The sequence below is a fragment of the Krasilnikovia sp. MM14-A1259 genome (assembly GCF_047159535.1).
Classification (GTDB): domain Bacteria; phylum Actinomycetota; class Actinomycetes; order Mycobacteriales; family Micromonosporaceae; genus Actinoplanes.
Window position 1 is genome coordinate 2,402,056 of record NZ_BAAGAJ010000002.1, and the last position, 21,453, is coordinate 2,423,508.

At 71.7% G+C, this 21,453-nt stretch carries 16 protein-coding genes; 3 read left to right on the forward strand and 13 right to left on the reverse strand.

Annotation, left to right across the window (positions count from 1 at the left end):
• From ACMCNK_RS10475 to ACMCNK_RS10495, 5 genes are all read right to left on the reverse strand, one after another.
• Positions 1-903 (reverse strand): sigma-70 family RNA polymerase sigma factor, encoded by a 903-nt coding sequence (locus ACMCNK_RS10475; protein WP_412736194.1) that lies wholly within the window; start codon positions 901-903, stop codon positions 1-3.
• 123 nt (positions 904-1,026) lie between these two features.
• Positions 1,027-1,284, reverse strand: coding sequence for a hypothetical protein (locus ACMCNK_RS10480; protein ID WP_412736195.1), 258 nt, complete (start codon positions 1,282-1,284; stop codon positions 1,027-1,029).
• Positions 1,285-1,810: 526 nt separating this feature from the next.
• Complete coding sequence (locus ACMCNK_RS10485; protein ID WP_412736196.1) at positions 1,811-4,222, reverse strand: protein kinase domain-containing protein; 2,412 nt, start codon at positions 4,220-4,222, stop codon at positions 1,811-1,813.
• 628 nt (positions 4,223-4,850) lie between these two features.
• Positions 4,851-7,313 carry a cyanophycin synthetase family protein gene (locus ACMCNK_RS10490; RefSeq protein WP_412736197.1) on the reverse strand — a complete coding sequence of 821 codons (2,463 nt, stop codon included), beginning with the start codon at positions 7,311-7,313 and terminating at the stop codon, positions 4,851-4,853.
• Between the two features lie 206 nt (positions 7,314-7,519).
• Entirely contained in the window at positions 7,520-8,005 is a 486-nt protein-coding gene (locus tag ACMCNK_RS10495; RefSeq protein ID WP_412736198.1) for a winged helix-turn-helix transcriptional regulator, read from the reverse strand.
• A 55-nt stretch (positions 8,006-8,060) separates the two neighbouring features.
• Here ACMCNK_RS10495 and ACMCNK_RS10500 point away from each other — a divergent pair, with 55 nt between their 5' ends.
• Complete coding sequence (locus ACMCNK_RS10500) at positions 8,061-8,603, forward strand: PaaI family thioesterase (RefSeq protein WP_412736199.1); 543 nt, start codon at positions 8,061-8,063, stop codon at positions 8,601-8,603.
• Here ACMCNK_RS10500 and ACMCNK_RS10505 read toward each other — a convergent pair whose 3' ends face one another.
• The 3 genes from ACMCNK_RS10505 to ACMCNK_RS10515 form a co-directional block, all read right to left on the reverse strand.
• Positions 8,604-9,653, reverse strand: coding sequence for an Acg family FMN-binding oxidoreductase (locus ACMCNK_RS10505; RefSeq protein WP_412736200.1), 1,050 nt, complete (start codon positions 9,651-9,653; stop codon positions 8,604-8,606).
• Between the two features lie 104 nt (positions 9,654-9,757).
• Complete coding sequence (hisS, locus tag ACMCNK_RS10510; RefSeq protein ID WP_412736201.1) at positions 9,758-11,080, reverse strand: histidine--tRNA ligase; 1,323 nt, start codon at positions 11,078-11,080, stop codon at positions 9,758-9,760.
• A 19-nt stretch (positions 11,081-11,099) separates the two neighbouring features.
• Positions 11,100-11,798 carry an MBL fold metallo-hydrolase gene (locus ACMCNK_RS10515; RefSeq protein WP_412736202.1) on the reverse strand — a complete coding sequence of 233 codons (699 nt, stop codon included), beginning with the start codon at positions 11,796-11,798 and terminating at the stop codon, positions 11,100-11,102.
• A gap of 245 nt (positions 11,799-12,043) precedes the next feature.
• Between ACMCNK_RS10515 and ACMCNK_RS10520 the strand changes: the two genes are divergently transcribed.
• Together ACMCNK_RS10520 and ACMCNK_RS10525 are read left to right on the forward strand one after the other, a co-directional pair.
• A complete protein-coding gene (locus ACMCNK_RS10520; RefSeq protein WP_412736203.1) occupies positions 12,044-12,922 on the forward strand; it encodes a peptidylprolyl isomerase in 879 nt (292 codons plus the stop codon).
• Positions 12,923-13,016: 94 nt separating this feature from the next.
• Positions 13,017-13,790 (forward strand): peptidylprolyl isomerase, encoded by a 774-nt coding sequence (locus ACMCNK_RS10525; protein ID WP_412740812.1) that lies wholly within the window; start codon positions 13,017-13,019, stop codon positions 13,788-13,790.
• A gap of 54 nt (positions 13,791-13,844) precedes the next feature.
• Here ACMCNK_RS10525 and ACMCNK_RS10530 read toward each other — a convergent pair whose 3' ends face one another.
• From ACMCNK_RS10530 to yajC, 5 genes are all read right to left on the reverse strand, one after another.
• Positions 13,845-16,496, reverse strand: coding sequence for a RelA/SpoT family protein (locus tag ACMCNK_RS10530; protein WP_412736204.1), 2,652 nt, complete (start codon positions 16,494-16,496; stop codon positions 13,845-13,847).
• 453 nt (positions 16,497-16,949) lie between these two features.
• A complete protein-coding gene (locus tag ACMCNK_RS10535; protein WP_412740813.1) occupies positions 16,950-17,471 on the reverse strand; it encodes an adenine phosphoribosyltransferase in 522 nt (173 codons plus the stop codon).
• Between the two features lie 128 nt (positions 17,472-17,599).
• Positions 17,600-18,775: a protein translocase subunit SecF gene (gene secF / locus ACMCNK_RS10540; RefSeq protein WP_412736205.1), complete on the reverse strand. Its 1,176-nt coding sequence runs from the start codon at positions 18,773-18,775 to the stop codon at positions 17,600-17,602.
• Position 18,776: 1 nt separating this feature from the next.
• On the reverse strand, positions 18,777-20,708 hold the full coding sequence (gene secD, locus ACMCNK_RS10545; protein WP_412740814.1) for a protein translocase subunit SecD: 1,932 nt from the start codon (positions 20,706-20,708) through the stop codon (positions 18,777-18,779).
• Positions 20,709-20,899: 191 nt separating this feature from the next.
• Positions 20,900-21,310, reverse strand: a complete 411-nt coding sequence (gene yajC, locus ACMCNK_RS10550) for a preprotein translocase subunit YajC (protein ID WP_412736206.1) — start codon at positions 21,308-21,310, stop codon at positions 20,900-20,902.
• Positions 21,311-21,453 lie beyond the last annotated feature (143 nt).

The following is a 21,453-nucleotide window of genomic DNA, read 5'->3' on the forward strand; positions in this document are numbered from 1 at the left end:
CTAGGCCGCGACCGCGACCGGCACGCCGTGGCTGTCCGTCAGGGCCAGCCGGGTGTGCAGATTGCCCTCCCGGGCGACGCGCGCGAAGTACTCGCTGCTGCGCCGCTGCACGCACCCCTTGCGGGTACGCGGTCCGCCCGCGGCGACCGTGAGCAGTTCGGGGGCCAGCGAGCTGTTCAGGCCCTCCCGCAGCATCCGCAGCGCCTCGGTGCGCAGCTGGGAGATCCGCGACTCGGTGACCCCGAGTTCGGCCGCGACCTCGCTGAGCGGCCGTTCCTGCAGGAACGACTGCGTGACCACCATCCGCAGCCGATCGGGCAACGCCTGGATCGCCTGGTGCAGGTACCCCAGGCGTTCCCGCTTCAGCAGCAGGTCCTCCGGGCCTTCGGCGGTCTCCGCGATCATCTCCTCGGCGGCGCCCGCGGGGAAACCCTGGAGGCTGAGCAGTGCGGCCTTCTGTACGTCGTCCTCGACCGCGGCCAGCTCGGAGACCCGGATGCCGAGGAAGTCGGCCACCTCGGTGTCGGTGGGGGTACGCCCGAGGGCGGCGGTGAGCTCCTGGCGTGCCGCGGTGCTGCGGCGGGCACGGGCCCGTACGAGCCGGCTGGCCCAGTCCTGGCCGCGCAGTTCGTCGAGGAGCGCGCCGCGGATGCGTACCGCCGCGAAGCGGTGGAACGGGATGCCCCGGGTGACGTCGAACGAGCGGGCGGCGTCGAGCAGCGCGGCGAATCCGGCGGATGACAGGTCGTCGGCGTTCACGTGGCCCGGCACCCGGGTCTGCAACTCCCGGACCAGGTAGCCCACCATCGGCATGTGCTCGCGGATCAGGTCCTCGAGATCTCGCGCGGACGGCGCATCGTGAGTCGTGCCGGGGGCGGCGGGGAGTGTGGTCGCGGCAGTCACGGTGCTCCTCCTCGCGCGTACGAGGGACCGGTCGACGCCGGCCTCCGAGGAGAACCCTTGCCGCCCCCAGGTGCAGGGGCAGCCGAACTCGGTTGCTTTTCTGGTGCTTTTTGCTGAAAATCCTCAGTTTGCGTAGTGGGGGTGACGCTCCTGGGCCATCAGCCGGTCGAGCTGACCGCAGACCCACAACATGCGGCGGACGGCCATCTCGGGGTGGTCCCCGAACTCCGTGGCGACGCCCGCGGCGCATCCCTCGCTGCCGTGCCGCAAGATCATCGCGGTCACGGCCTCCTCCATCGACTGCCGGCTGGGGTCCTCGGACGGCTGCAGGTTGGAAACGAACAACGCTTCCGCGGCCAGCTCCCGAACGGTGCTGATCATGTCGAACTCCCCGATGTGCGACGACGTGCGAATCCGGCCGGACACATGCGCTAGGACCGATCAGCCTCATCTTCCTCGCATGTGCCACGGTGCCCGGCAGGCACGCCGATGCATTTTCCGCGGGTACGGCCCCGGGTGCACGACGCAGGTCGCGCGCTCGGATCCGTACGTTTCACCGCACTCGGACCGGCCGGCGGATCTTCGCCGTGACCCGATCCACGCACGGAACTCGCCGTGCCGGGGTGGCTCGGCGAGACAGGGCGGAGCCCCGCCCGCATCGGAGGGCGAGGCGGCGGTACGTCGGGTCGTCCCGATGCGACATCCGGGGCCCGCGGCGGTCTCGTCGTCACCCACCACGCGGTCCAGCCCGGAAAGTGTCTGGTGTCACTCGCAACCGTATCGCGGCGATCGGCCGACCGACCGCGATTTTCCGGTCGGTCAGATCGTCGCCACCGGCTGGACACCCGGAATCCGGCCGACCGCCGTCATCCGGGGCCGGCCGGCGCCGGGCCCGATGTCGGGCGGGTCAGCTGTCGGCCGGGTCCTGGTCCGCCGGGTCGGGCGGGGGAAGCGAAGGGCTGGGCGGCGGGGCGTTGGTCGTCGGGGGTGCCGAGGTCGACTCCGTGGTCGGGTTGGTGGTGGGGTGCTCGTCCGGCGGCTTCGGCGGCGGCGGTGTCGGCGACGACGAGGACTGGGTACTGGGCGGTGTCGAACCGGGCGCGCCGGCCGGCGGCGTGACGTTCTGCGGCGCCGTGGTGGCCCCCGCGGGGTTCGACGTCACCGGCACGGGCACCGCGACCCCGTTGGGCGCGATGGAGATCCCCGGCACCGGGTTGCTGGTCGTCGGCACCGGCCCGAGCCGGACACCGCCGCCGGCCAGGTGCTCGACCGGGCGGGACGGCTCGCCGGGCTTGCCCGACACGAACGTCTCGCAGGTCTTGCCGTCGAGCTGGAACACCATCGGCGCGGCGTTGCTCTGGTCGTAGCGGCCGGTGATCTGCATCGTGGTCGTCCGCAGCGGGCTGAGCGGGGCTTCCGAGGTGACCGTGACGCCGCGGTCCTGCTGGTCGAGCTTGAGCTTGCCGTTGCCGGACATGGTCTGGTCGCCGGGCATGACGAACCACAGGTTCCAGTCGTTGACCGGCACGGTGTCGCGGTTGGCGACCGTGACCGCGGCCTTGAACTTCTTCCCGTCGTCCGACCAGACGGTGTAGCTCACCACGCACTTGCCGTTGGCGGCCAGCACGGACGGCTGCGGAGCCACGTGCGCCGCGTCGTTGCGGTCGGCGCCCGTACCCGCCATCGCCCACGCACCGGCGCCGAACGCGGCCAGCACGCCGGTCAGGATCAGCGCACGCCGGGCCTGGGTCGGCACGCCGCGGCCGGCCGGGACGGGCGGGGCCTCGCCGGGCCGCGGCATCGGCACGAACGGCTGACCGCTGTGCGACCCGAGGCCGTCCGGCCCGGCAGGGGGCCGGATCGTGGCCGGTACGCCACCGGGCGCGGCGTTGCGGCTCGCGCCCTTCCCGGCTCGCGTCGGCGCGTCGGGGCCCTGGCCGGCCCACGGGTTTGCGGCGGCGCGGTGCTCGTCCCAAGGATCGGTCGCGGCCCCGGGGCCATGGCGGGTCGCGGTGTCGAGTGCTTCACCGCCGGAGCCGGCCGCCGCGGCGAGGCCGGAGCGGGCCGCGGGGGCGAATCGGCTGTTGCGTCCCTGGACCGGTGTGGGCCGGGCCGGGCCGCCGTGGCCGCCCGCCGGGCCGGCCGGATCGAGCTCGGCGGGGCCGGTCGGCGCCGGGAACCCGATGCTGTCGGCGAACGGGTCCGCGACCGCGGCGGCCGCGGGGTCGGCGCGCCAGTCCGCGACACCGGACGGCGGCGAGCCGGGAATGTCCACATCGGCCATCCCGCCGAGGCCGGCCAATCCCGGGGGCACCGCCGCGACTCCGCGCCCGGCCTGCGCCGGGGCGGCGTCGGCGACCCGGGCATGCCCCGGGCGCACCCGGCCGAGGACGCCGTCGGTCTGCCACCGCGACGGCAGGATCGTCGTGTCCTCACTGCTGTCGGCCCAGTCGGGGACGAAGCCGCGCGCGGGCGGGGCGCCCGCCGAGATGCCCGCCAGTACGTGGGCCAGTTCGGCGCTGGAGGGCCGGTCGTCGGGGCGCTTCTCCAGGCAGCGGCCGACGAGCGCCTCGACCGCGGCCGGCAGACCCTCGACGGGAGGCAGTGGCTCGGGCTCGGTGTACTGATGGGCGCGCAGCAGCGCGGTGGTGGTGCCGACGTCCCACGGGAGCTGGCCGATCAGCGTGCGGTAGATCAGCAGGCCGACCGCGTACACGTCGGTGGCCGGGCTGACCTGGCCGCCCTCCAGCCGCTCCGGTGCGAGGTAGGCCGGCGTGCCGAGCAGGCTGCCGTCGGGGTCGATGTCGTTCTCGCCGATCAGGGCGGAGATGCCGAAGTCCACGACCTTGACGCCGGACGAGGTCAGCATGACGTTGGCCGGGGTGACGTCGCGGTGCACGATGCCACGGGCGTGCGCGGCGGCCAGGGCCGCGGACACCTCGGCACAGATGCGCACGGCGGCGGGCCACGGCAGCCGCCGGACCCGGGCCAGCGCGGCGGCGAGGGATTCGCCGTCGACCAGTTCCATGACGACGTACGGGACGGGCTCGCCGTCGACCGTGGTCGCCTCGCCGTAGTCGTACACATTGGTGATGTGCGGATGGCTGAGCCGGGCAGCCGCCTGGGCCTCCGCGCGCAGCCGACGCCGGAATGACGGATCGGCGCTGGTCGACGGCGGCAGGACCTTCACCGCGACCTGGCGGCCGAGCACTTCGTCGAACCCTCGCCACACCACTGACATCCCGCCGGCCCCGAGCCGCTCGACCAGTCGGTATCGACCGGCAAGCAGACTCGACCCGGGCAGGTCCGTCGTGCTCATGTGCCCCCACATGCGCGATCGGAAGAAACGTCGAACTCGCACCGCCATGCTGGCTCGACGTCGGGGCGGTGATCGGCCCGCCGTTGGACCGAAGCATTCCCCATCGACGGCGTGGATGTTAGCCGACGATCGGGCACTACTTCGACCGATCAATGACAGTGACAGCCCGCGCGCCGTCACTCTCCGTTCTCGCCTGCCAAAGCCCGGAGCCACTCCATGGTGGATCAGAGAAATCCCAGGTCAGAGGCATTTATCTGCACAACGCATGTCTGATCTAGACGGTATGCCGGATTCGCGTACTCTTGCGATGGTCACCCATTAGTGTGGGCCTCCGACCAGCCCCTCGAACTTCCCGTGGCGACCGCACTACGCAGCGGAATTCTCGTCGCGATACAAACAACGATCCGGTCCGGAATCCGCGATGGAACCGCCCGGCGATTACAGTGAGTTGCCATTCTTTCGGTACTCATTCTCGGGCGCTTTCGGTACTCGGGCCACGGGCCCGTGGCATTGACCAGGACAACCCCGCCTGATTGGCCGATCGGGGCGAACGATCATTCCTTATTCGCCGCCATCGACATTCGTACGGACATACCAGGCGAAGTCGGTCGTGCGTGGAGAAAGCCGATCAACGGGTGGCGCTCACCAGCCCCGCCTCCGCCGGCCGCGCACCCCGTTCGTGCAACAACCCGAGCACCGTGCCGGCGTCCTCATGCAACAGCAACACCACGTCGCCGGGGGCCGCAAGCCGCAGGGCGGCGTCGACCGCCGCGGCACAGCCGTCCGCCCGTACCGCGGTCAGGTTCGGGCGCCGCGCGCGCATCTCCCGCTCGACCAGCGCCGGCACCTCCCCCGGCGGGCGACCGCGGGGATCGCAGTCGTAGAGCACCGCGCGGGTGAGCCCGTCCGCCAGCACCTGGGCGCACGCGGCGAGCAGGTCGTCGCGCCGGTCGGAGGGCAACGTGACCGCCGCGAGGCAGCGCTCCGCGCCCCACACCCGATGCAGGGTCCGCAGCACCCCGGCCAGCGCCGCCGGATTGTGCGCACCGTCCACCAGCAGGAACACCTCGCCCATCCGCAGCAGCGTGCCCCGGCCCGGGTTGTGCCGGGCCGGATCGAACTCCGCCAGCCGGGCCAGCGCGGTCCGGTGCGGGGTACCGAGCGCCCGGGCGCCGGCGAGAGCCGCGAGCGCGTTGGCCAGCGCGTACCCGGCCGCTCCGCCGAAGCCGCCCGGCACCTCGGCGCCGCGCACCAGCGGCGTGCGCCGCGCCCCGGTGGCCTGCGTCAGCCACCCGTCCTCCAGCACGTACGCGGTGCCGCCCCGGGCCAGGTGCGCCACCAGTTCCGGGTTGCGCGGATCCGTGCCGAACCAGACGATGCGCTTGCGGTCCGCGCGTACCCGTGGCCGGCTCACCAGGCTGCGGACGCAACTGTCGTCCACGTTGAGCACCAGCGTTCCGCCGTCGCGGACCCGCTCGGCGATCAGCGCCTTGATGTCCATCAGGTCCTCGAGGGAGTCGACGCCGTCCTGCCCGAGATGATCGACCGTGATGTTGGTGATGATGCCGACGTCGGTCCAGTCGTAGCCGAGCCCACCCCGTACGGTGCCGCCGCGCGCCGTCTCCAGCACTGCGACCTGCACCTCCGGGTCGCCCAGCACCATCTGCGCCGAACGCGGCCCGGTGGCGTCGGCGCGCTGGATCAGGCGGCCGTCGACGCTGACCCCGTCCGTGGTCGCGAGCCCCACCCGCTGACCCGTGCCCTCGACCAGATGGGCGGCCAGCCGGGCCACGCTGGTCTTGCCGTTCGTGCCGGCCACCGCCATGGTCGGGATGCGCCCGTCGGAGCCGCCGGGGAACATGGCCGACACGATGGCGTCGCCGATGTCGCGCGGCCGGCCCTGCGCGGGCCCCAGGTGCATCCCCAGCCCCGGTACGGCGTTGACCTCCACCACCCCGCCGGTCGCCTCCCCGGCCTGGCCCGCGGGCGGCACCGGAGCGCCGATGTCGGCCAGCCGCAGGTCGACACCGACGATGTCCAGCCCGACCAGCGCGGCCACGCGGCGGCAGAGCCGGACGACATCGGCGTGCATCCGGGCGGTGACGTCCCGGCTCGTACCGGCCGGGGCGCCGTCGATGCGCTCCGCGGCGGCCATCACCTCGTTCGCCACGACCAGGACGCGATAGTCCCGGCCGGGCGGCCGGCGTTCGACCACGACGTCGCCGCCCGCGGCCGCGAACGCCCGTTCGACCTCGTCCGGCGTGCCGAGGTGGAGAACGACCCCGTCGCCCTGGCCCGCACGCCGCGGCTTGACCACGACCGGCGCCCCGAGCTGGTTGAACAGGCGCACCGCCTGTTCCGCGGTGCTCGCTGCGCCGCCCGGCACGACCGGGACTCCGGCCTCGGCGAGCAACCGCCGGGTGACCTGCCGGTCCCCGGCGATGTCGATGCCCACGCCGCTGGTGCGGTCGGTCATGGCAGCCCAGGCGAGCCGGCGCCGGTTGCCCCAGCCGAGCCGCAGCAGGCCGAGGTCGCCGAAACGTTCCACCGGGATGCCGCGCCGCCGGGCCGCGGCCACGATGGACCGGATGTCCGGTCCGGGCACTTGACGCTCGGCGAGCTCGGTCAGTTGTGCGAGTCGCTGCCCGAGGTCCAGGCCGGGCAGGGCCGCGGCGACCGAGGTGACCACCTCCACGGCGGCGTCCAGCAGGTCGGCCGCCATCGAGGAGTCGGGCGACTCGTCGACCGGGCACTCGATGATCAGGTCATAGTGGCCGGGTTCGCCGGTGGGGACCGTACGGCCGAAGCTGATGTCACGGCCGATGCGCCGCGACAGTTCGACGCAGACGTGCTCGGTGACGTGCCCGAAGTACGTGCCGACGCGCATCCGGCTGACGAATCCGCCGGGCACACCGGCGCTGCAGTGGTGGTCGGCCAGGCCGGGCAGGGCCCGCAGCAGCCGTTCCGGGAAGCCGGCGACGTCGGTGGTCTCCTGACCGGCCAGCCCGTCCAGGCGCAGGCGCGCCACGATCGCGGGCCGGGGAAGGTACACGTTGGGTCCCCGCACGTGCCGGATGCCGAGGACCTTCATACAGCGCTCCCCCGTTCCACATGGTGGGACAGCGGGGGCCTGCCAGCGGGGTGGCGGCGGGCAGCAGAGGGTGCCATGCCGAAACCTCCTCAGCCGAGCCGGGACCAGAAGGGAACCCACCCCTGAGATTAATCGGAACAATTCCGAAACATCCGCCTAATCTGGCGGTTGGGCCACGCACCCGTCCCAACTGGCGGGCGGCGAGGTCAGCGCCGGCGGGCTCCGGGCCCGGGACGCGGCACGATCTCGCGGTACGCGGTGACCCGGTGGCCGTCGGCGCACCGCAGCTCGCCGTGGACCGCGGCCCCGCAATCAAGATGCACCATCTCCAGCGGCGGACCTTCCGGCTCGGCGAGGTACCGGTCGCCCCATTCGCGGACCGCCACCAGCACCGGGTACAGATCGAAGCCCTTGTCCGTGAGCCGGTACTCGTGACGCACCCGGGCCCCGGGCTCCTGGTACGGCTCGCGGTGCAACAGCCCGTTGTCGACCAGCATGGCCAGCCGGCTGGCCAGGACCTGGCGCGGGATCCCGGTGCGCAGGCGCATGTCGTCGAACCGCCGGTTGCCGATGAAGACCTCGCGCAGCACCACGACGGTCGATTTCTCGCCGAGGATCGCCATGGCCCGCCCGATCGTGCAGACGTCGGCAGAGTAGGCGAGGGCCGCGGCGGGCACGGTGTCGGGTGTCATGACCGCCAGGCTAGGTCTGATTGACAGATCCAGCAAGCGATGCCAGGCTGCGTCCATGACTCAGACCCAGACGGTGCCCGTCGCCGCGGATCTCGATGCGGACGCCCGCGCCCGCACGTTCACCTGGACCGACCCGGCCCGGCACGCCCACCTGCTGGGCCGCACCCCCGGCCTGGAGCTGCTGCAGCGCATGGCCGCGGGCGAGTTGCCGCCGCCCCCGGTGATGGATCTGCTGGACATGTCCGGGATCGAGGCCGAGCCGGGGCGGGTCACGTTCTACCTGCAGCCCCAGGAGTTCCACTACAACCCGCTGGGCACGGTCCACGGCGGCGTGCTGTCCACCCTGCTCGACAGCGCCGCCGCCTGCGCGGTGCACAGCACCCTGCCCGCCGGGCTCGGCTACACGACCCAGGACCTCCACGTGAAGTTCCTGCGGCCGGTCACGGTCGCCTCCGGACGGCTGCGCTGCGAGGGGACGCTCATCCAACGCGGCCGCCGCACCGCGTACGCGGAAGCGCGGCTGACCGACGCCGAGGGCCGCCTGGTCGCCCACGCCACGTCCAGCTGCCTGATCTTCGAGACGACACCGCCCGCCTGATCAGACGCCGGTCAGAACCTGGGTCAGCGGGCGTCGCGGCGTGGCCGGGGCGGGCAGCCCGTACCCGATCCGGATCACCATCTGGGCCCACGTGCCGCCGGCGGTGTCCGTCAGCACCTCACGGATCGCGGGCAGCTCCACCGGCTGGCTGATCGGCGTCGTCGCCAGGCCGTGCACGGTCGCGGTCAGCAACACCCGTTGCAGGGCCTGCCCCGCGGCGACCCAGTCCCGGCACCCGTCGCCGCGGGTGGCGAGGACAAGGATCGTCGGGTACGGCTCGAAGCGCTCCGCGTGCCGCAGCAACGGCGGGTGGACAAGGCCGAACTCGCGGATCGGCATGGTCTCCATGAGGTCCCACGGGCCGATCGCCGACGGTGGTATCCCGTCGGCACGCCGCGGCCCCGGCCGCGTCCACCGGCCCAGCTCGGCCCGGTAGCCGCGTTCCCGGCGCAGTCGCCGCTCCGCCGACCAGGTCAGACCCAGGATCGCGGCGCGGGCCGGAACTCCGGCGACCGTCAGCCGTGCCCCCTCGTACGTCGCCGCCCGGACGAGCTGCTCGATCACGCCGGACGGTACGACCGTCGTGGCGAACGGCCATCGGTTGGTGTGCCGGTTCGGCACGGCCGCGGCGAGCGCGGCGATCTCCGGGCCGGTCACCGCCGCGCGGCCCGGCTCCACCCGGGCGACGAGCGCGTCGTCACCGGCGGGCAGCAGGGTCCGCGGTACCACCCCCTGCGCCCGTATCGCCAGGCGAAGGTTGAACAGGGCCGCGCCGCAACTGATCAGCAGCTCGCGCCCGGCGGGGTCGAGCACGTGGAGCTGCCGGGTGCGGTCGGCGAAGACGTCGACACCGCCGTCACGTACGCGGAACCGCCACGGCTGGCTGTTGTGCAGCGACGGCGCCGCGGTGGCCGCCTCGACGGCCGCCGCCAGCGCCGCATCGGACAGACCGCCCCCGGACGCCGCGGCCGGGCCGGACCCGCAGGAGATGCCCTCGGGCGACACACATTCGGGCTTGCCGGACTGCGGGGAAATGCCCTGCGTGCTCATACCGTCCACGGTGCCGCGCCTCGGGCGACGGTCACAGAGGACGGCGCCCCGGGCCGGCGGGACCTACGGCCCGCGCCCCGGGCCATGGCAATTGACGCGCGGGATTACCCGCCGGTGACCAGCACGCGCCGGTCGGCGGCGGGTGGCTCCCAGGTCGCCGCGTCCGCGTCGGCCTGGGCGCCCGAGCGGATGTCCTTGATCGAGTCGGCGGCCCCGTCCACCCCCGGGAACCACACGTACGGCACCCCGCGGCGCTCCGCGAAACGGATCTGCTTGCCGAACTTCGCCGCCGTCGGCGCGACCTCCGTGGCGATGCCGCGGCGGCGCAACGCGGTCGCGATCCGGTCGCAGGCCGGCCGCATCTCCTCGTTGGGCAGCGCCACCACCACGCAGGTGGGCACGGGCCGGGACACCGCCAGCGCGTCACGGCCGAACAGCAGGCCGAGCATCCGGGACACGCCGATGGAGATCCCCACTCCCGGGAAGCGTTCCGTCCCGGACGTGGCGAGGTTGTCGTACCGGCCGCCGGAACAGATCGACCCGAACTGCTCGTAGCCCTGCAGCTGGGTCTCGTACACCGTGCCGGTGTAGTAGTCGAGGCCGCGGGCGATCTTCAGATCCGCCACGACCAGGCCCGGGGCGTGCTCCGCGGCGGTCTCCACCACCCGGACCAGCTCGGCCAGGCCCTCGTCGAGCAGCGGGTCGTCGACGCCGAGCGCGCGCACCGCGTCGACGAACGACGCGTCCTGGGCACTGATCTCCGCCAGCTTCAGGCACGCGGCGGCCTGCGCGTCGGTCGCCCCGGCGGTCTCGACCAGCAGTGCCGCCACCTTCTCCGGGCCGATCTTGTCGAGCTTGTCGACCGTACGCAGCACCTGCTCGGTGTCGGCCAGGCCGAGGCCGCGGTAGAAGCCCTCGCAGACCTTGCGGTTGTTCACCAGGATCCGGGCGGGCGGGATGGGCAGCGCGGCGAACACGTCGCCGATCACCAGCGGCATCTCGGTGTCGTAGTGGAACGGCAGCGTGTCGCGGTCCACCACGTCGATGTCGGCCTGCAGGAACTCCCGGTACCGGCCCTCCTGCGGGCGCTCGCCGCGCCACGCCTTCTGGATCTGGTAGCGGCGGAACGGGAACTGCAGCTTGCCCGCGTTCTCCAGCACGAAGCGCGCGAACGGCACGGTCAGGTCGAAGTGCAGGCCGAGCGCGTCATCGCCGCCGGGCGCGGCCGGGTCCGCCTGCAGGCGGCGCAGGACGTACACCTCCTTGGAGGTCTCGCCCTTGCGCAGCAGCTGGTCCAGCGGCTCGACCGCGCGGGTCTCCAGCGGGGCGAAGCCGTACAGCTCGAACGTGGCACGGATCTTGTCCAGCACGTACTGCTCGATCATGCGCTGGGGCGGCAGCCACTCGGGGAAGCCGGAAATGGGCACTGTCTCTCCGTCTGCGGGGTCAGAGGCCGCGGCGGGGTGCGCCGGTCAGTTCCCGCAGGTACGGGTTCGAGGCGCGCTCGCGGCCGATGGTCGTTGCCGGTCCGTGGCCGGGCAGCACGACGGTGTCGTCGGCCAGCGGCAGGATCTTGTCCCGCAGGCTGGCCATCATCGTCGCGGTGTCGCCGCCCGGCAGGTCGGTGCGTCCGATGGAGCCGGCGAACAGCACGTCACCGGAGAGGCAGACCTGGTCTGCGTCCCACGACGTGCCGGCGCCCGGCACCCGGAACAGCACCGACCCGCCGGTATGGCCGGGCGCGTGGTCGACCGTGATCTCGATGCCCGCGATGGTCATCGTGCTGCCGTCGGTCAGCTCCGCCACATCCTCGGGCTCCGAGTACGGCAGCCGGCCACCGAACAGGGCGGCCAGGTCGATGCTGATCCCCTTGGCGGGATCGGCCAGCATCTCCCGGTCAGCCGGGTGCAGGTACGCGGTGATGCCGCGGGCACCGCATACCGGGGCCACGGAGAACGTGTGATCCAGGTGGCCGTGGGTCAGCAGGACCGCGGCCGGGTGCAGCCGGTGCTGCGCAACGACCTCGTCGAGCCGGTCCAGCACGCCGATGCCCGGGTCGACGATCAGGCACTGCTCCCCCGGACCGGCGGCCAGCACGTAGCAGTTGGTGCCGAACGCCTCGGCCTCGAAGCCGGTGACGAGCACAGGGCACCCCTCTCGCACGGTCGGTGTCGCCCCGCGAGCCTACCGTGCGGCACGGGCGGGCCTGCGCTGCACCGCGTCCCGGCGGGACGGGTCGCGACACCGTACACACCGTGACGGAACCTCGCACACCACATTCTCAGGAGTTACCCGTACACTCTTGCGGGCGTGTGGCGTCGCGCACTCGCCGCAACCGGCCGGGGTCCGGGGCTGGCGCGCGCCGCGACGGGATGAGGAAGGAACACTCGGTGGCATCCAGCAAGGACCGGCAGCGGAAACTGGCGCGGGCCAAGCTCGACCGGCAGATGGCGCGCCGGGCCGAGAAGACGCAGCGCCGCCGTCGCATCCAGGCCGGCGTGGGCGCCGGGCTCGGGCTGCTGCTCATCGTCGGCGGTGTCGCCTGGCTGTCGGGTGCCTTCGACAAGGACGACACGCAGACCAACAATGCCTCCGACTCCGACGTGTGCGCGTGGGTCCCACAGAGCGTGGCGAGCAACACCAGCCTCAAGGAGGTCGGCACGCCGCCGACCAAGGGCATTCCGACCTCCGGCACCCAGACCATGACGATCACCACCAACCACGGCAAGCCGATCGTCGTCAGCATGGACCTGACTTCCGTTCCGTGCAGCGCGGCGAGCTTCAGCTACCTGTCGGGCAAGAAGTTCTTCGACAACACCGAGTGCCACGAGCTCACCACCGAGGGCGCGGTGCACTGCGGCGACCCGACCGGTACGGGCCAGGGCGGGCCGACGTACAGCTTCTACGACGAGAACCTGCCCTCCGCGCCGCCCACCCCGGCGCCGAGCCCGTCCGCGAAGGTCCCGCCGAAGATCGCCCCGGTGTACCCGAAGGGCACGGTCGCGCTGATCGGCAACCCGCCGGGCACCAACGGCAGCCAGTTCCTGATCTTCTTCAAGGACTTCAGCCCGGCCGACCCGAAGTACTCGATCGTGGGCAGGGTCACCGACGGCATGGACACCGTGGCGGCGATCGGGGCCATCCCCACCGTGGACAATGGCTCCGGCTCCAAGGTCAAGCCGAAGGACAAGATCGTCGTGCAGAGCCTCACCGTCTCCGCCGCGACCGGCGGCGCCACCCCGGCGCCAGCGACCAGCAGCCAGTCCTGACCACCCTCAAGCACCCGAGGCATACAGGAGGAAGACCGTGTCGTCGATCAAGGACCGGCAACGCGCGGCGGCGCGGGCCCGGCTCGAGAAGGAGATGGCCGAGCGCGCGACGGCCGCCAAGAAGCGGCGCCAGAGGCAGGCCATCATCGGCTCGGCCGCCGCGGTCGTCATCATCGCCGGTGCCGCCGTGTGGATCGTGACCGCCATGCGCGACGACCACAAGAAGTCGACGTCCACGGCCGCCCCGGCCGGCACGGTCGCCTGCACGTGGACGCCGGTGCAGCCGGGCGGGGGCAAGGTCAAGGACGTCGGCACTCCCCCGCCGAACGTGCCCAACACCGGCACCAGCGTCATGACGATCGCCACCAACCTGGGCACCATGACCGCGAAGCTCGACCTGAGCAAGGTGCCGTGCACCGGGGCCAGCTTCATGCACCTCGGCAGCAAGAGCTTCTTCAACGACACCAAGTGCCACCGGGTCGTCAACGAGCCGAGCTTCAAGGTGCTGCAGTGTGGTGACCCGTTCGCCAAGGGCAAGGGGTACCGGGAGACCGACGGCACCGGCGGCCCGAGCTACACGATGGCCGAGGAGAACCTGCCCACGGACCAGAACAACCCGTACCCCGCGGGTTCGATCGCGATGGCCAACACCGGGCAGCCCAACAGCACGGGCAGCCAGTTCTTCCTGTGCGCGGAGGACACCAAGCTGCCGCCGAACTACACCCTGGTGGGCGGCCTCACGTCCGGTCTGGACATCGTCAAGAAGATCGTCGCGGCCGGTGACGACGGCGCGTTCAAGGCGCAGGCCGGTGGCGGTCACCCGAAGTTGGAGACGGTGATCAAGACGCTGACGGTCGCGCAGAGCTGACCAACGCACAAGAAAGGGGGGCGCGGTCCGCGCCCCCCTTTCTTGTGTTGTCGTTCAGGCTCCCGAGGTCACCCGGTACGCGTCGAACACACCGTCCACCTTGCGCACCGCCGCGACCAGATGGCCCAGGTGCTTCGGGTCGGCCATCTCGAACGTGAACCGGCTGACCGCCACCCGGTCGCGCGTCGTGGTGACCGTCGCGGACAGGATGTTCACCCGCTCCTCCGACAGCACCCGGGTCACGTCCGCCAGCAGCTTGTGCCGGTCCAGCGCCTCCACCTGAATGGCCACCAGGAACGTCGACGCGCTGGTCGGCTTCCAGCTCACCTCGACCCGGCGTTCGCTCTGCGCCCGCAGGTCCTCCGCGTTGGCGCAGTCCTCCCGGTGCACGCTGACCCCGCCGGAACGGGTGACGAAGCCGAACACCGCGTCCCCGGGCACCGGAGTGCAGCAGCGGGCCAGCTTCACCCAGACGTCGCTGACGCCCTTGACCACGACACCCGGGTCCTGCGCGCTGGTCCGGGTACGCGGCGGACGCGTCGCCACCGCGGTCTCGGCGATGTCCTCGACCGCGCCCTCCTCGCCACCGAACCCGGCGACGAGCTTCTGCACCACCGACTGCGCGGACACCGTGTTCTCGCCGACCGCCGCGTACAGCGACGCCACGTCGGCCAGGTGCAGGTCACGGGCGATCGTGGTCAGGTTCTCGCTGGTCAGCATGCGCTGCAAGGGCAGGCCCTGTTTGCGCATCGCCTTGACGATGGCTTCCTTGCCGACCTCGATCGCTTCTTCCCGGCGCTCCTTGTTGAAGTACTGCCGGATCTTCGTGCGCGCGCGGGGACTCTTGACGAAGCCGAGCCAGTCCTGCGTCGGCCCGGCCGTGGCCGACTTCGACGTGAAGATCTCGATGACGTCGCCGTTGGACAGCGTCGACTCCAGCGGCACCAGCTTGCCGTTGACCCGGGCGCCGATGCACTTGTGGCCCACCTCGGTGTGCACCGCATACGCGAAGTCGACCGGGGTCGAGCCCGTGGGCAGCGGGATGACGTCGCCCTTCGGGGTGAAGACGTACACCTCCTGGCTGGACAGGTCGAAGCGCAACGCGTCGAGGAACTCGCTCGGGTCGCTGGCCTCCCGCTGCCAGTCAAGTAACTGGCGGAGCCACGTCATCTCGTCGATGTGCGCGGGCGGGCCCACGATCGTGGCGCCCTTCTGCTCCTTGTACTTCCAGTGCGCGGCGATGCCGAACTCGGCGGTGCGGTGCATCGCGAACGTACGGATCTGCATCTCGACCGGCTTGCCGGTCGGGCCGATGACCGTCGTGTGCAACGACTGGTACATGTTGAACTTCGGCATCGCGATGTAGTCCTTGAACCGGCCCGGCACGGGCTGCCAGTTCGCGTGGATGACGCCGAGGGCCGCATAGCAGTCGCGGACCGTGTCCACCAGGATGCGCACGCCGACCAGGTCGTAGATGTCGTTGAAGTCGCGGCCCCGCACGATCATCTTCTGGTAGATCGAGTACAGGTGCTTCGGGCGGCCGGTGACCTCCGCTTTGATCTTCGCGGACTTCAGGTCGAGCTGGACCCGCTGAGTGACCTGGCGCAGCAGCGCCTCGCGCTGCGGCTGGTGCTCCCCGATCAGGCGGTTGATCTCCTCGAACCGCTTCGGGAACAGCGTCCCGAACGCCAGGTCCTCCAGCTCCCACTTGATCGTGTTCATACCGAGGCGGTGGGCCAGCGGGGCGAGGATCTCCAGCGTCTCCTTGGCCTTCTGCTCCTGCTTGGCGCGGGGCAGGAAGGTCAGCGTACGCATGTTGTGCAGCCGGTCGGCCAGTTTGATCACCAGCACCCGCGGGTCCTTGGCCATCGCCACGACCATCTTGCGGATCGTCTCGGCCTTCGCCGCATCGCCCAGCTTGACCCGGTCGAGCTTGGTCACGCCGTCGACCAGCAGACCCACCTCGGCGCCGAAGTCGGTCTTCATCTGCTCCAGCGAGTACGCGGTGTCCTCGATCGTGTCGTGCAGCAGCGCGGCCACCAGCGTGGTGGTGTCCATGCCGAGGTTCGCCAGGATCGTCGCCACCGCGAGCGGATGCGTGATGTACGGGTCGCCCGACTTGCGGTACTGCCCCGAGTGCCAGCGTGCCGCCACGTCGAACGCGCGCTGCAACGACCGGATGTCCGCCTTCGGGTGGCTGGCGCGGTGCGTCGCGATCAGCGGTTCGAGGACCTCGCTGACCTGGGTGCTCTGCCACGGGGCGTTGAACCGGGCGAGCCGGGCCCGGACCCGGCGGCCGGTGGGGGCGCTGGCCAGTGCACCGAGCGGGGCGGCCGGATCGTCCGCGGGCGCCAGCGGCTGGGTCGCCTCGGGGTCGTTGGCCCGGCTCCCGGCGGTGGCGCCCAGCCGGTTGGGAGCCCCCGGGCGCACCGCGGCGGCCTCGGTACGGGCCCGCCGGGCGTCCCCGCCCGCCGCGGCAGGCTTGGCCGGGCGCTCGCCCGCTTTGACGGAGTTCTCCCCCGTTTTGGCCGGATGCTCCCCTGCCTTTGCGGGACGCTCCCCTGCCGGGGACTTGGCCGGACGCTGTTCGGCCTTGGCCGGACGCCCGTCCGCCGCACCCTTGGCCGGACGGTCCCCCGCCTGCGGGCCCGGCTTGGCCGGACGCTCGGTCGCGGGCGGCCGGGGCTTCGCCGGCGGCTCGGCCACGGCCGGCCCCGGCTTGGCGGGACGCTTGGTCGCTCCCGCGGCCGCCTTCTTGGCCGGGCGATCCGTGACCGCCCGGTCCGGTGCCTGCGCAGTGGGGGGGCGTCGTGTCGGCAACGGCGTCGGGGGCCGGGGCCTCAGGAACCACAGCCTCCCCGGCAGCCTGAGGCGTGCCGGGACGCACGGAGCCTGCCACGGCCGCCGACTGCGCGTCGACGCCGGGCTGCGAGCTGTCGGGCGGCTGCACCGTGCCCTCCGTCGGAGGAGCGACGTCGCTGGACACCGGCCTCCTCACACCATCGCCAGGGAGCCCGTCGGCCGGCGTCGGCCGGAGGGCTCCTTCACCGCCAGGAACGCCGTTGCTCACCTGGATGGAAACGTCATCCTACCCGGCTCTTCATCCCCGGTGGCCGGGCCTGAACCTCGAAAGAGACCGACGGGCCGGGGCCAAAAGGATCAAACGGTCAGGACCGCATGGACCGTACGCGGAGCCAGCCGTTGCCGACCGTCCAGGAACCCGAGCTCGAGCAGCACCGTGAAGCCCGCGACCCGGCCGCCCGCCTGTTCCACCAGGTCAAGCGCCGCCCCGGCGGTGCCGCCCGTGGCCAGCACGTCATCGACCACGAGTACCCGCTGGCCGGTCATGAATGCGTCCTCGTGGACCTCAAGCGTGGCCTCGCCGTATTCCAGCGCGTACGACGCGGACAGCGCCCGGCGGGGTAGCTTGCCCGCTTTGCGCACGGGCACCACCCCGGTGCCTGTCGCGTATGCGATCGCCGCGGCCACCACGAACCCGCGCGCCTCCACACCTGCGACCACGTCGAACGACTCAGCCCCGTGGTGCGCCACGATCTGGTCGACGACCTGCCGGAACACCGGGCCGTCCGCGAACAGCGGCATGAGGTCCTTGAACATGATGCCGGGCTTCGGGAAGTCGGGCACGTCCAGCACCCGGCTGGCGACGAGCTCCGCGGCCATCTGCCCGCTGTCGCCGCGTACCTCTGCGGTCTCTGTCACCGGCCCAGCCTATCGATGGGCCGAAGGCCCGCCACCGGGCGGTGGCGGGCCTTCGCGCGGTCGACGGGCGACCGGAGTGAACTGTGCGGTCAGCGGCGCTTGCCGCCGCCGCTGGGCCGGTTGCCGGACCCGCCGGGGCGGCCGGTGCGCTTGGTCGCCGGGCGCGCGCCGGGCCGCGGGGTCGAGCCGGCCAGCGCCGGGGCCGCCTCCGCGGCGGAGGTGCCGTCGGCCGGCTTGCGCTCGCCGCCCGGGCGGGCCGAGGCCCGCCGGCTGAGCACCCGCACGTTGTGCGCCTTGATCCGCGGCTCCTGGTCCTTCAGCCAGGACAGCAGCGGCGCCGCGAACAGGATCGAGGCGGCCACACCGATGCCCATGCCGACGAACAGCACCAGACCGAGGTCCTTGAGCGTGCCCGCGCCCAGCAGCCCGGCACCGATGAACAGCAGGCCGCCGACCGGCAGCAGCGCCACCAGACCGGTGTTGATCGAACGCATCAGGGTCTGGTTGACCGCCAGGTTCGTCGCCTCGCTGTACGTCTGCGTGCTGCCCGCGGTGATGCCCCGCGTGTTCTCCTGCACCTTGTCGAACACCACGACGACGTCGTACAGGGAGAAGCCGAGGATCGTCAGGAAGCCGATCACCGTGGACGGGGTGACCTCGAAGCCGACCAGCGAGTACACGCCCGCGGTGAGGATCAGGTCGAGCAGCAGCGAGGAGACCGCGGCCACGGCCATCCGCCACTCGAAGCGGATCACCAGATAGCCCATCACCAGGACGATGAAGATGCCCAGGCCGAGCAGCGCCTGCCGGGTGACCGCGCCACCCCAGGCCGCCGAGACCTGGCTGTCGCTGACCTGGCCGGCGTCGACGTTGAGGTCCTTGGCCAAGGACGCCTTGGCGGCCTCGGCCTGCTCCGGCTTCATGGCGGACGCGCGGATGGTGTAGCTCTGCTGCTGGCCGGACCGGCCGACCTTCTGCGCCGCACCCACGGTGGCTTCCGGGTCGGCCGCCGTGACGGCCTTCTTCACCGCGTCCTGGACGTCGGTCTGGGTCAGCTCGTGACCCGACGTGGTGACGGCAGGGACGGTGAACGACGTACCGCCGGCGAACTCGATGCCCAGCTCGAAGCCGCGGAAGACGAAGCTGCCGATCGCGATGAGCACGAGCACGGCCGCGGTGAGGAACCACGTCTTGCGGCGCCCGATGATGTTGAGATTCGCCTCGCCGCGGTACAGGCGATACGCGAAACCGCCGGTCTTGGCCATCTCATGCCTCCTTCGCGCGCGACGTGCGGGGCGCCTCGTCGGACTTCGTACGAGCCGGCAGGACCTTGCCGAGGCCGCTGACGCGAGGCGACAGGAACGCCTTGGTGTTCGCGAACATCGTCATGATCGGGTGGCGGAACAGGAACACCACCATCAGGTCGATGATCGTGGCGAGGCCGAGCGCCGCCGCGAAGCCCTTCACTGCGCCGATCGACACGATGTACAGCACCACGGCCGCCATGATCGTGATCGTGTTGGCGCTGATGATGGTACGCCGCGCCCGCACCCACGCCCGTGGGACCGCGCTGCGCGGACTACGACCCTCGTGGATCTCGTCCTTGAGTCGCTCGAAGTAGATGACGAACGAGTCCGCCGCCACACCGAGCGACACGATGAAGCCCGCGATTCCCGCGAGCGTCAGCGTGAACCCGGTCGCCCGGCCCAGGAACACCAGGGCCCCGTAGGTCAGCACGCCGGACAGGATCAGGCTGAGGAAGATCACCGTGCCGAGCAGGCGGTAGTAGAAGAACGCGTAGATCGCGACCAGCGCCATGCCGATCGCCGCCGCCAGCAGACCGGCCTTGAGCTGGGCGGTTCCCAGGGTCGGGGAGACCGTCATCGCCTGGCCCGCGGTGAACGTGACCGGCAGTGCGCCGTACTGGATCTGGTCGGCCAACTGCCGGGCCGACTTCGCGTCGAAGTTGCCCGTGATCTGCGACTGGCCGGTGAGCACGCCCTGGATCTCCGGCGCCGAGATGACGGTCTTGTCCAGCACGACCGCGACATGGCAGTGCTGGCCGTCGCCGCCCAGCGCCCCCGCCGCGTTCTCGCACCCGTCGTTGGCGGTCTTGTTGTACGCCTCGCGCGTGAGGTCGGCCCACTTCTTCTGACCGTCGGTCTTGAAGTCCAGCGAGACGACCCACTGGCCCTGCTGCTGGTCGTACTGGGGGCTCGCGGAGGCGATGTCGGTGCCGATCACCTTGGCGACGTCCATGTACATCTTGCGGCCGCTCTTGTCGCAGGCGGTGGCCTTGGCATGCTCGTCGTCGATCGCGCCGTTCGGCCGGTCCTGGAGCTGCTTGCAGCTGATCGTCGGAACGTTGTACTGCATCTCGGGCGTCAGTGCGTTGACCTCGAGGCCGGTGAGCGTCCCGAACTTCGCGAGCGGCACGGCGGCCTGCGGGTTCTGCGACAGGTCCGGTACGTCGGTCAGCTTGCTGGCGGCCGCCCATGCCTCCGGGCCGACCTTCTTCTCCACGTCCGCGCGCGTCGGGATCGCGGTGCCCGGGACGGGCGCGGCAGACGCCGACGGCGTGGGGAGGGCCGAGGCGGAGGGGGCCGCGGCGGTCGCCGTCGGGGCCGGAGCGCTCGCGCTCGGGTTCGGCGCCTGCTCGCCGCCGCCCTGGCCGCCGCTCGCGGCGGTGCTGGGGGCGGTGCTGGGCTTGCTGGTGCCGCTGATGTTCGGCGCCTTGGTGGTGCCGGCCGACGGCTTGGCGCTGCCGCTCGGGGCGGCGCTCGCGGCGGGCGGGTTGGCCGCCGCCGCGGCGACGTCGACCGTGGCCTTGAGGACCTTGCGGAAGCGCATCTGCGCGGCCTGGCCGATGTTCTTCAGCTCGTCGGCCTCTTTGCCCGCGACGGAGACCACGATGTTGCGGTCGCCCTCGATGACGACCTCGGCCTCGGAGACGCCGAGCGCGTTGACCCGGCTCTCCATGATGTCCCTGGCCTGCTCCATGTTCTGCCGCGGCGGCACCTGGCCGTTGGTCAGCAGTGAGGCCTGGTACGTCACCTGGGTGCCGCCGATGAGGTCGAGCCCCAGCTTCGGGTGCAGCCGGTCGCGGGCGCTGCCTTCCGCACCCGCCGCGAAGAAGACGAGCAGGTACAGGACGACGAAGACCAGGCCGAGCACGGCGAGTTGCCGCCCGGGATGCATCTGTCCCTGTGGTGGTCGGGCCACGGCGTTCGGTCTCCTCGTACGGTACGGCCGCCGCACGGTCGCGACGACACGGGTGAAGGTGCTGGGGCAGCCGCGTCAGACCGGACGAAGCGCCCGGCGACGATTATTCACAACGGCGGGCTGCCCGGTTACCCCGACCCGGACATCCCGCCATCGAAGTCGAGCGATCAGTCCTTGTTCTTGCGGGTCTCGACGACCGGGCTCTGAATCGGCTCGTCGGCGACCGGCGCGTCGTCAGCGGGCTCGGCGGCCGCGGAACCGGCCTCGTCCGACTCGGTCATCGCGGCGGCCTCGGGCTTGACCACCCGCGCGATCGCCGGGCGAGCGAACCGCAGCTCCACCCCGGGCGACGCCTCGACCGTCACGATCTCGTCGTCCGCCGCAGTCACCGTGCCGTGCAGCCCGCCGATCGTCACGACCTGGTCGCCCGGGCCGAGCGCGGACTGCATCTCCTGAGCCTCGCGGCGACGCTTCTGTTGCGGGCGGATCATCATGAAGTACATGACGCCGAAAAGCAGGGCGATCAGCAGCAGCGGCATGAAGCTGCCGCCGCCCTGGGACGGAGCTGCAAAAGTCACGAAAAAGAGCCTTCCATGGAGCCTCCGCCGCGGCACATGGTGCGCGACGGGGCGAGACAGACATCCCGTAAGAACCGCGGCGAGTTTAGTCCCTCATCCTGGGAACTCTGCGCACGGCACACGTCACGTTCACATTACGAGGG

Bases quoted from the DNA above. Each gene is read 5' to 3' on its own strand.
- ACMCNK_RS10480 (WP_412736195.1), bottom strand. From the start codon at position 1,284: ATGATCAGCACCGTTCGGGAGCTGGCCGCGGAAGCGTTGTTCGTTTCC.
- ACMCNK_RS10485 (WP_412736196.1), bottom strand. From the start codon at position 4,222: ATGAGCACGACGGACCTGCCCGGGTCGAGTCTGCTTGCCGGTCGATAC.
- ACMCNK_RS10490 (WP_412736197.1), bottom strand. From the start codon at position 7,313: ATGAAGGTCCTCGGCATCCGGCACGTGCGGGGACCCAACGTGTACCTT.
- ACMCNK_RS10495 (WP_412736198.1), bottom strand. From the start codon at position 8,005: ATGACACCCGACACCGTGCCCGCCGCGGCCCTCGCCTACTCTGCCGAC.
- ACMCNK_RS10500 (WP_412736199.1), top strand. From the start codon at position 8,061: ATGACTCAGACCCAGACGGTGCCCGTCGCCGCGGATCTCGATGCGGAC.
- ACMCNK_RS10505 (WP_412736200.1), bottom strand. From the start codon at position 9,653: ATGAGCACGCAGGGCATTTCCCCGCAGTCCGGCAAGCCCGAATGTGTG.
- ACMCNK_RS10525 (WP_412740812.1), top strand. From the start codon at position 13,017: ATGGCCGAGCGCGCGACGGCCGCCAAGAAGCGGCGCCAGAGGCAGGCC.
- ACMCNK_RS10535 (WP_412740813.1), bottom strand. From the start codon at position 17,471: ATGGCCGCGGAGCTCGTCGCCAGCCGGGTGCTGGACGTGCCCGACTTC.
- secF (WP_412736205.1), bottom strand. From the start codon at position 18,775: ATGGCCAAGACCGGCGGTTTCGCGTATCGCCTGTACCGCGGCGAGGCG.
- secD (WP_412740814.1), bottom strand. From the start codon at position 20,708: ATGCATCCCGGGCGGCAACTCGCCGTGCTCGGCCTGGTCTTCGTCGTC.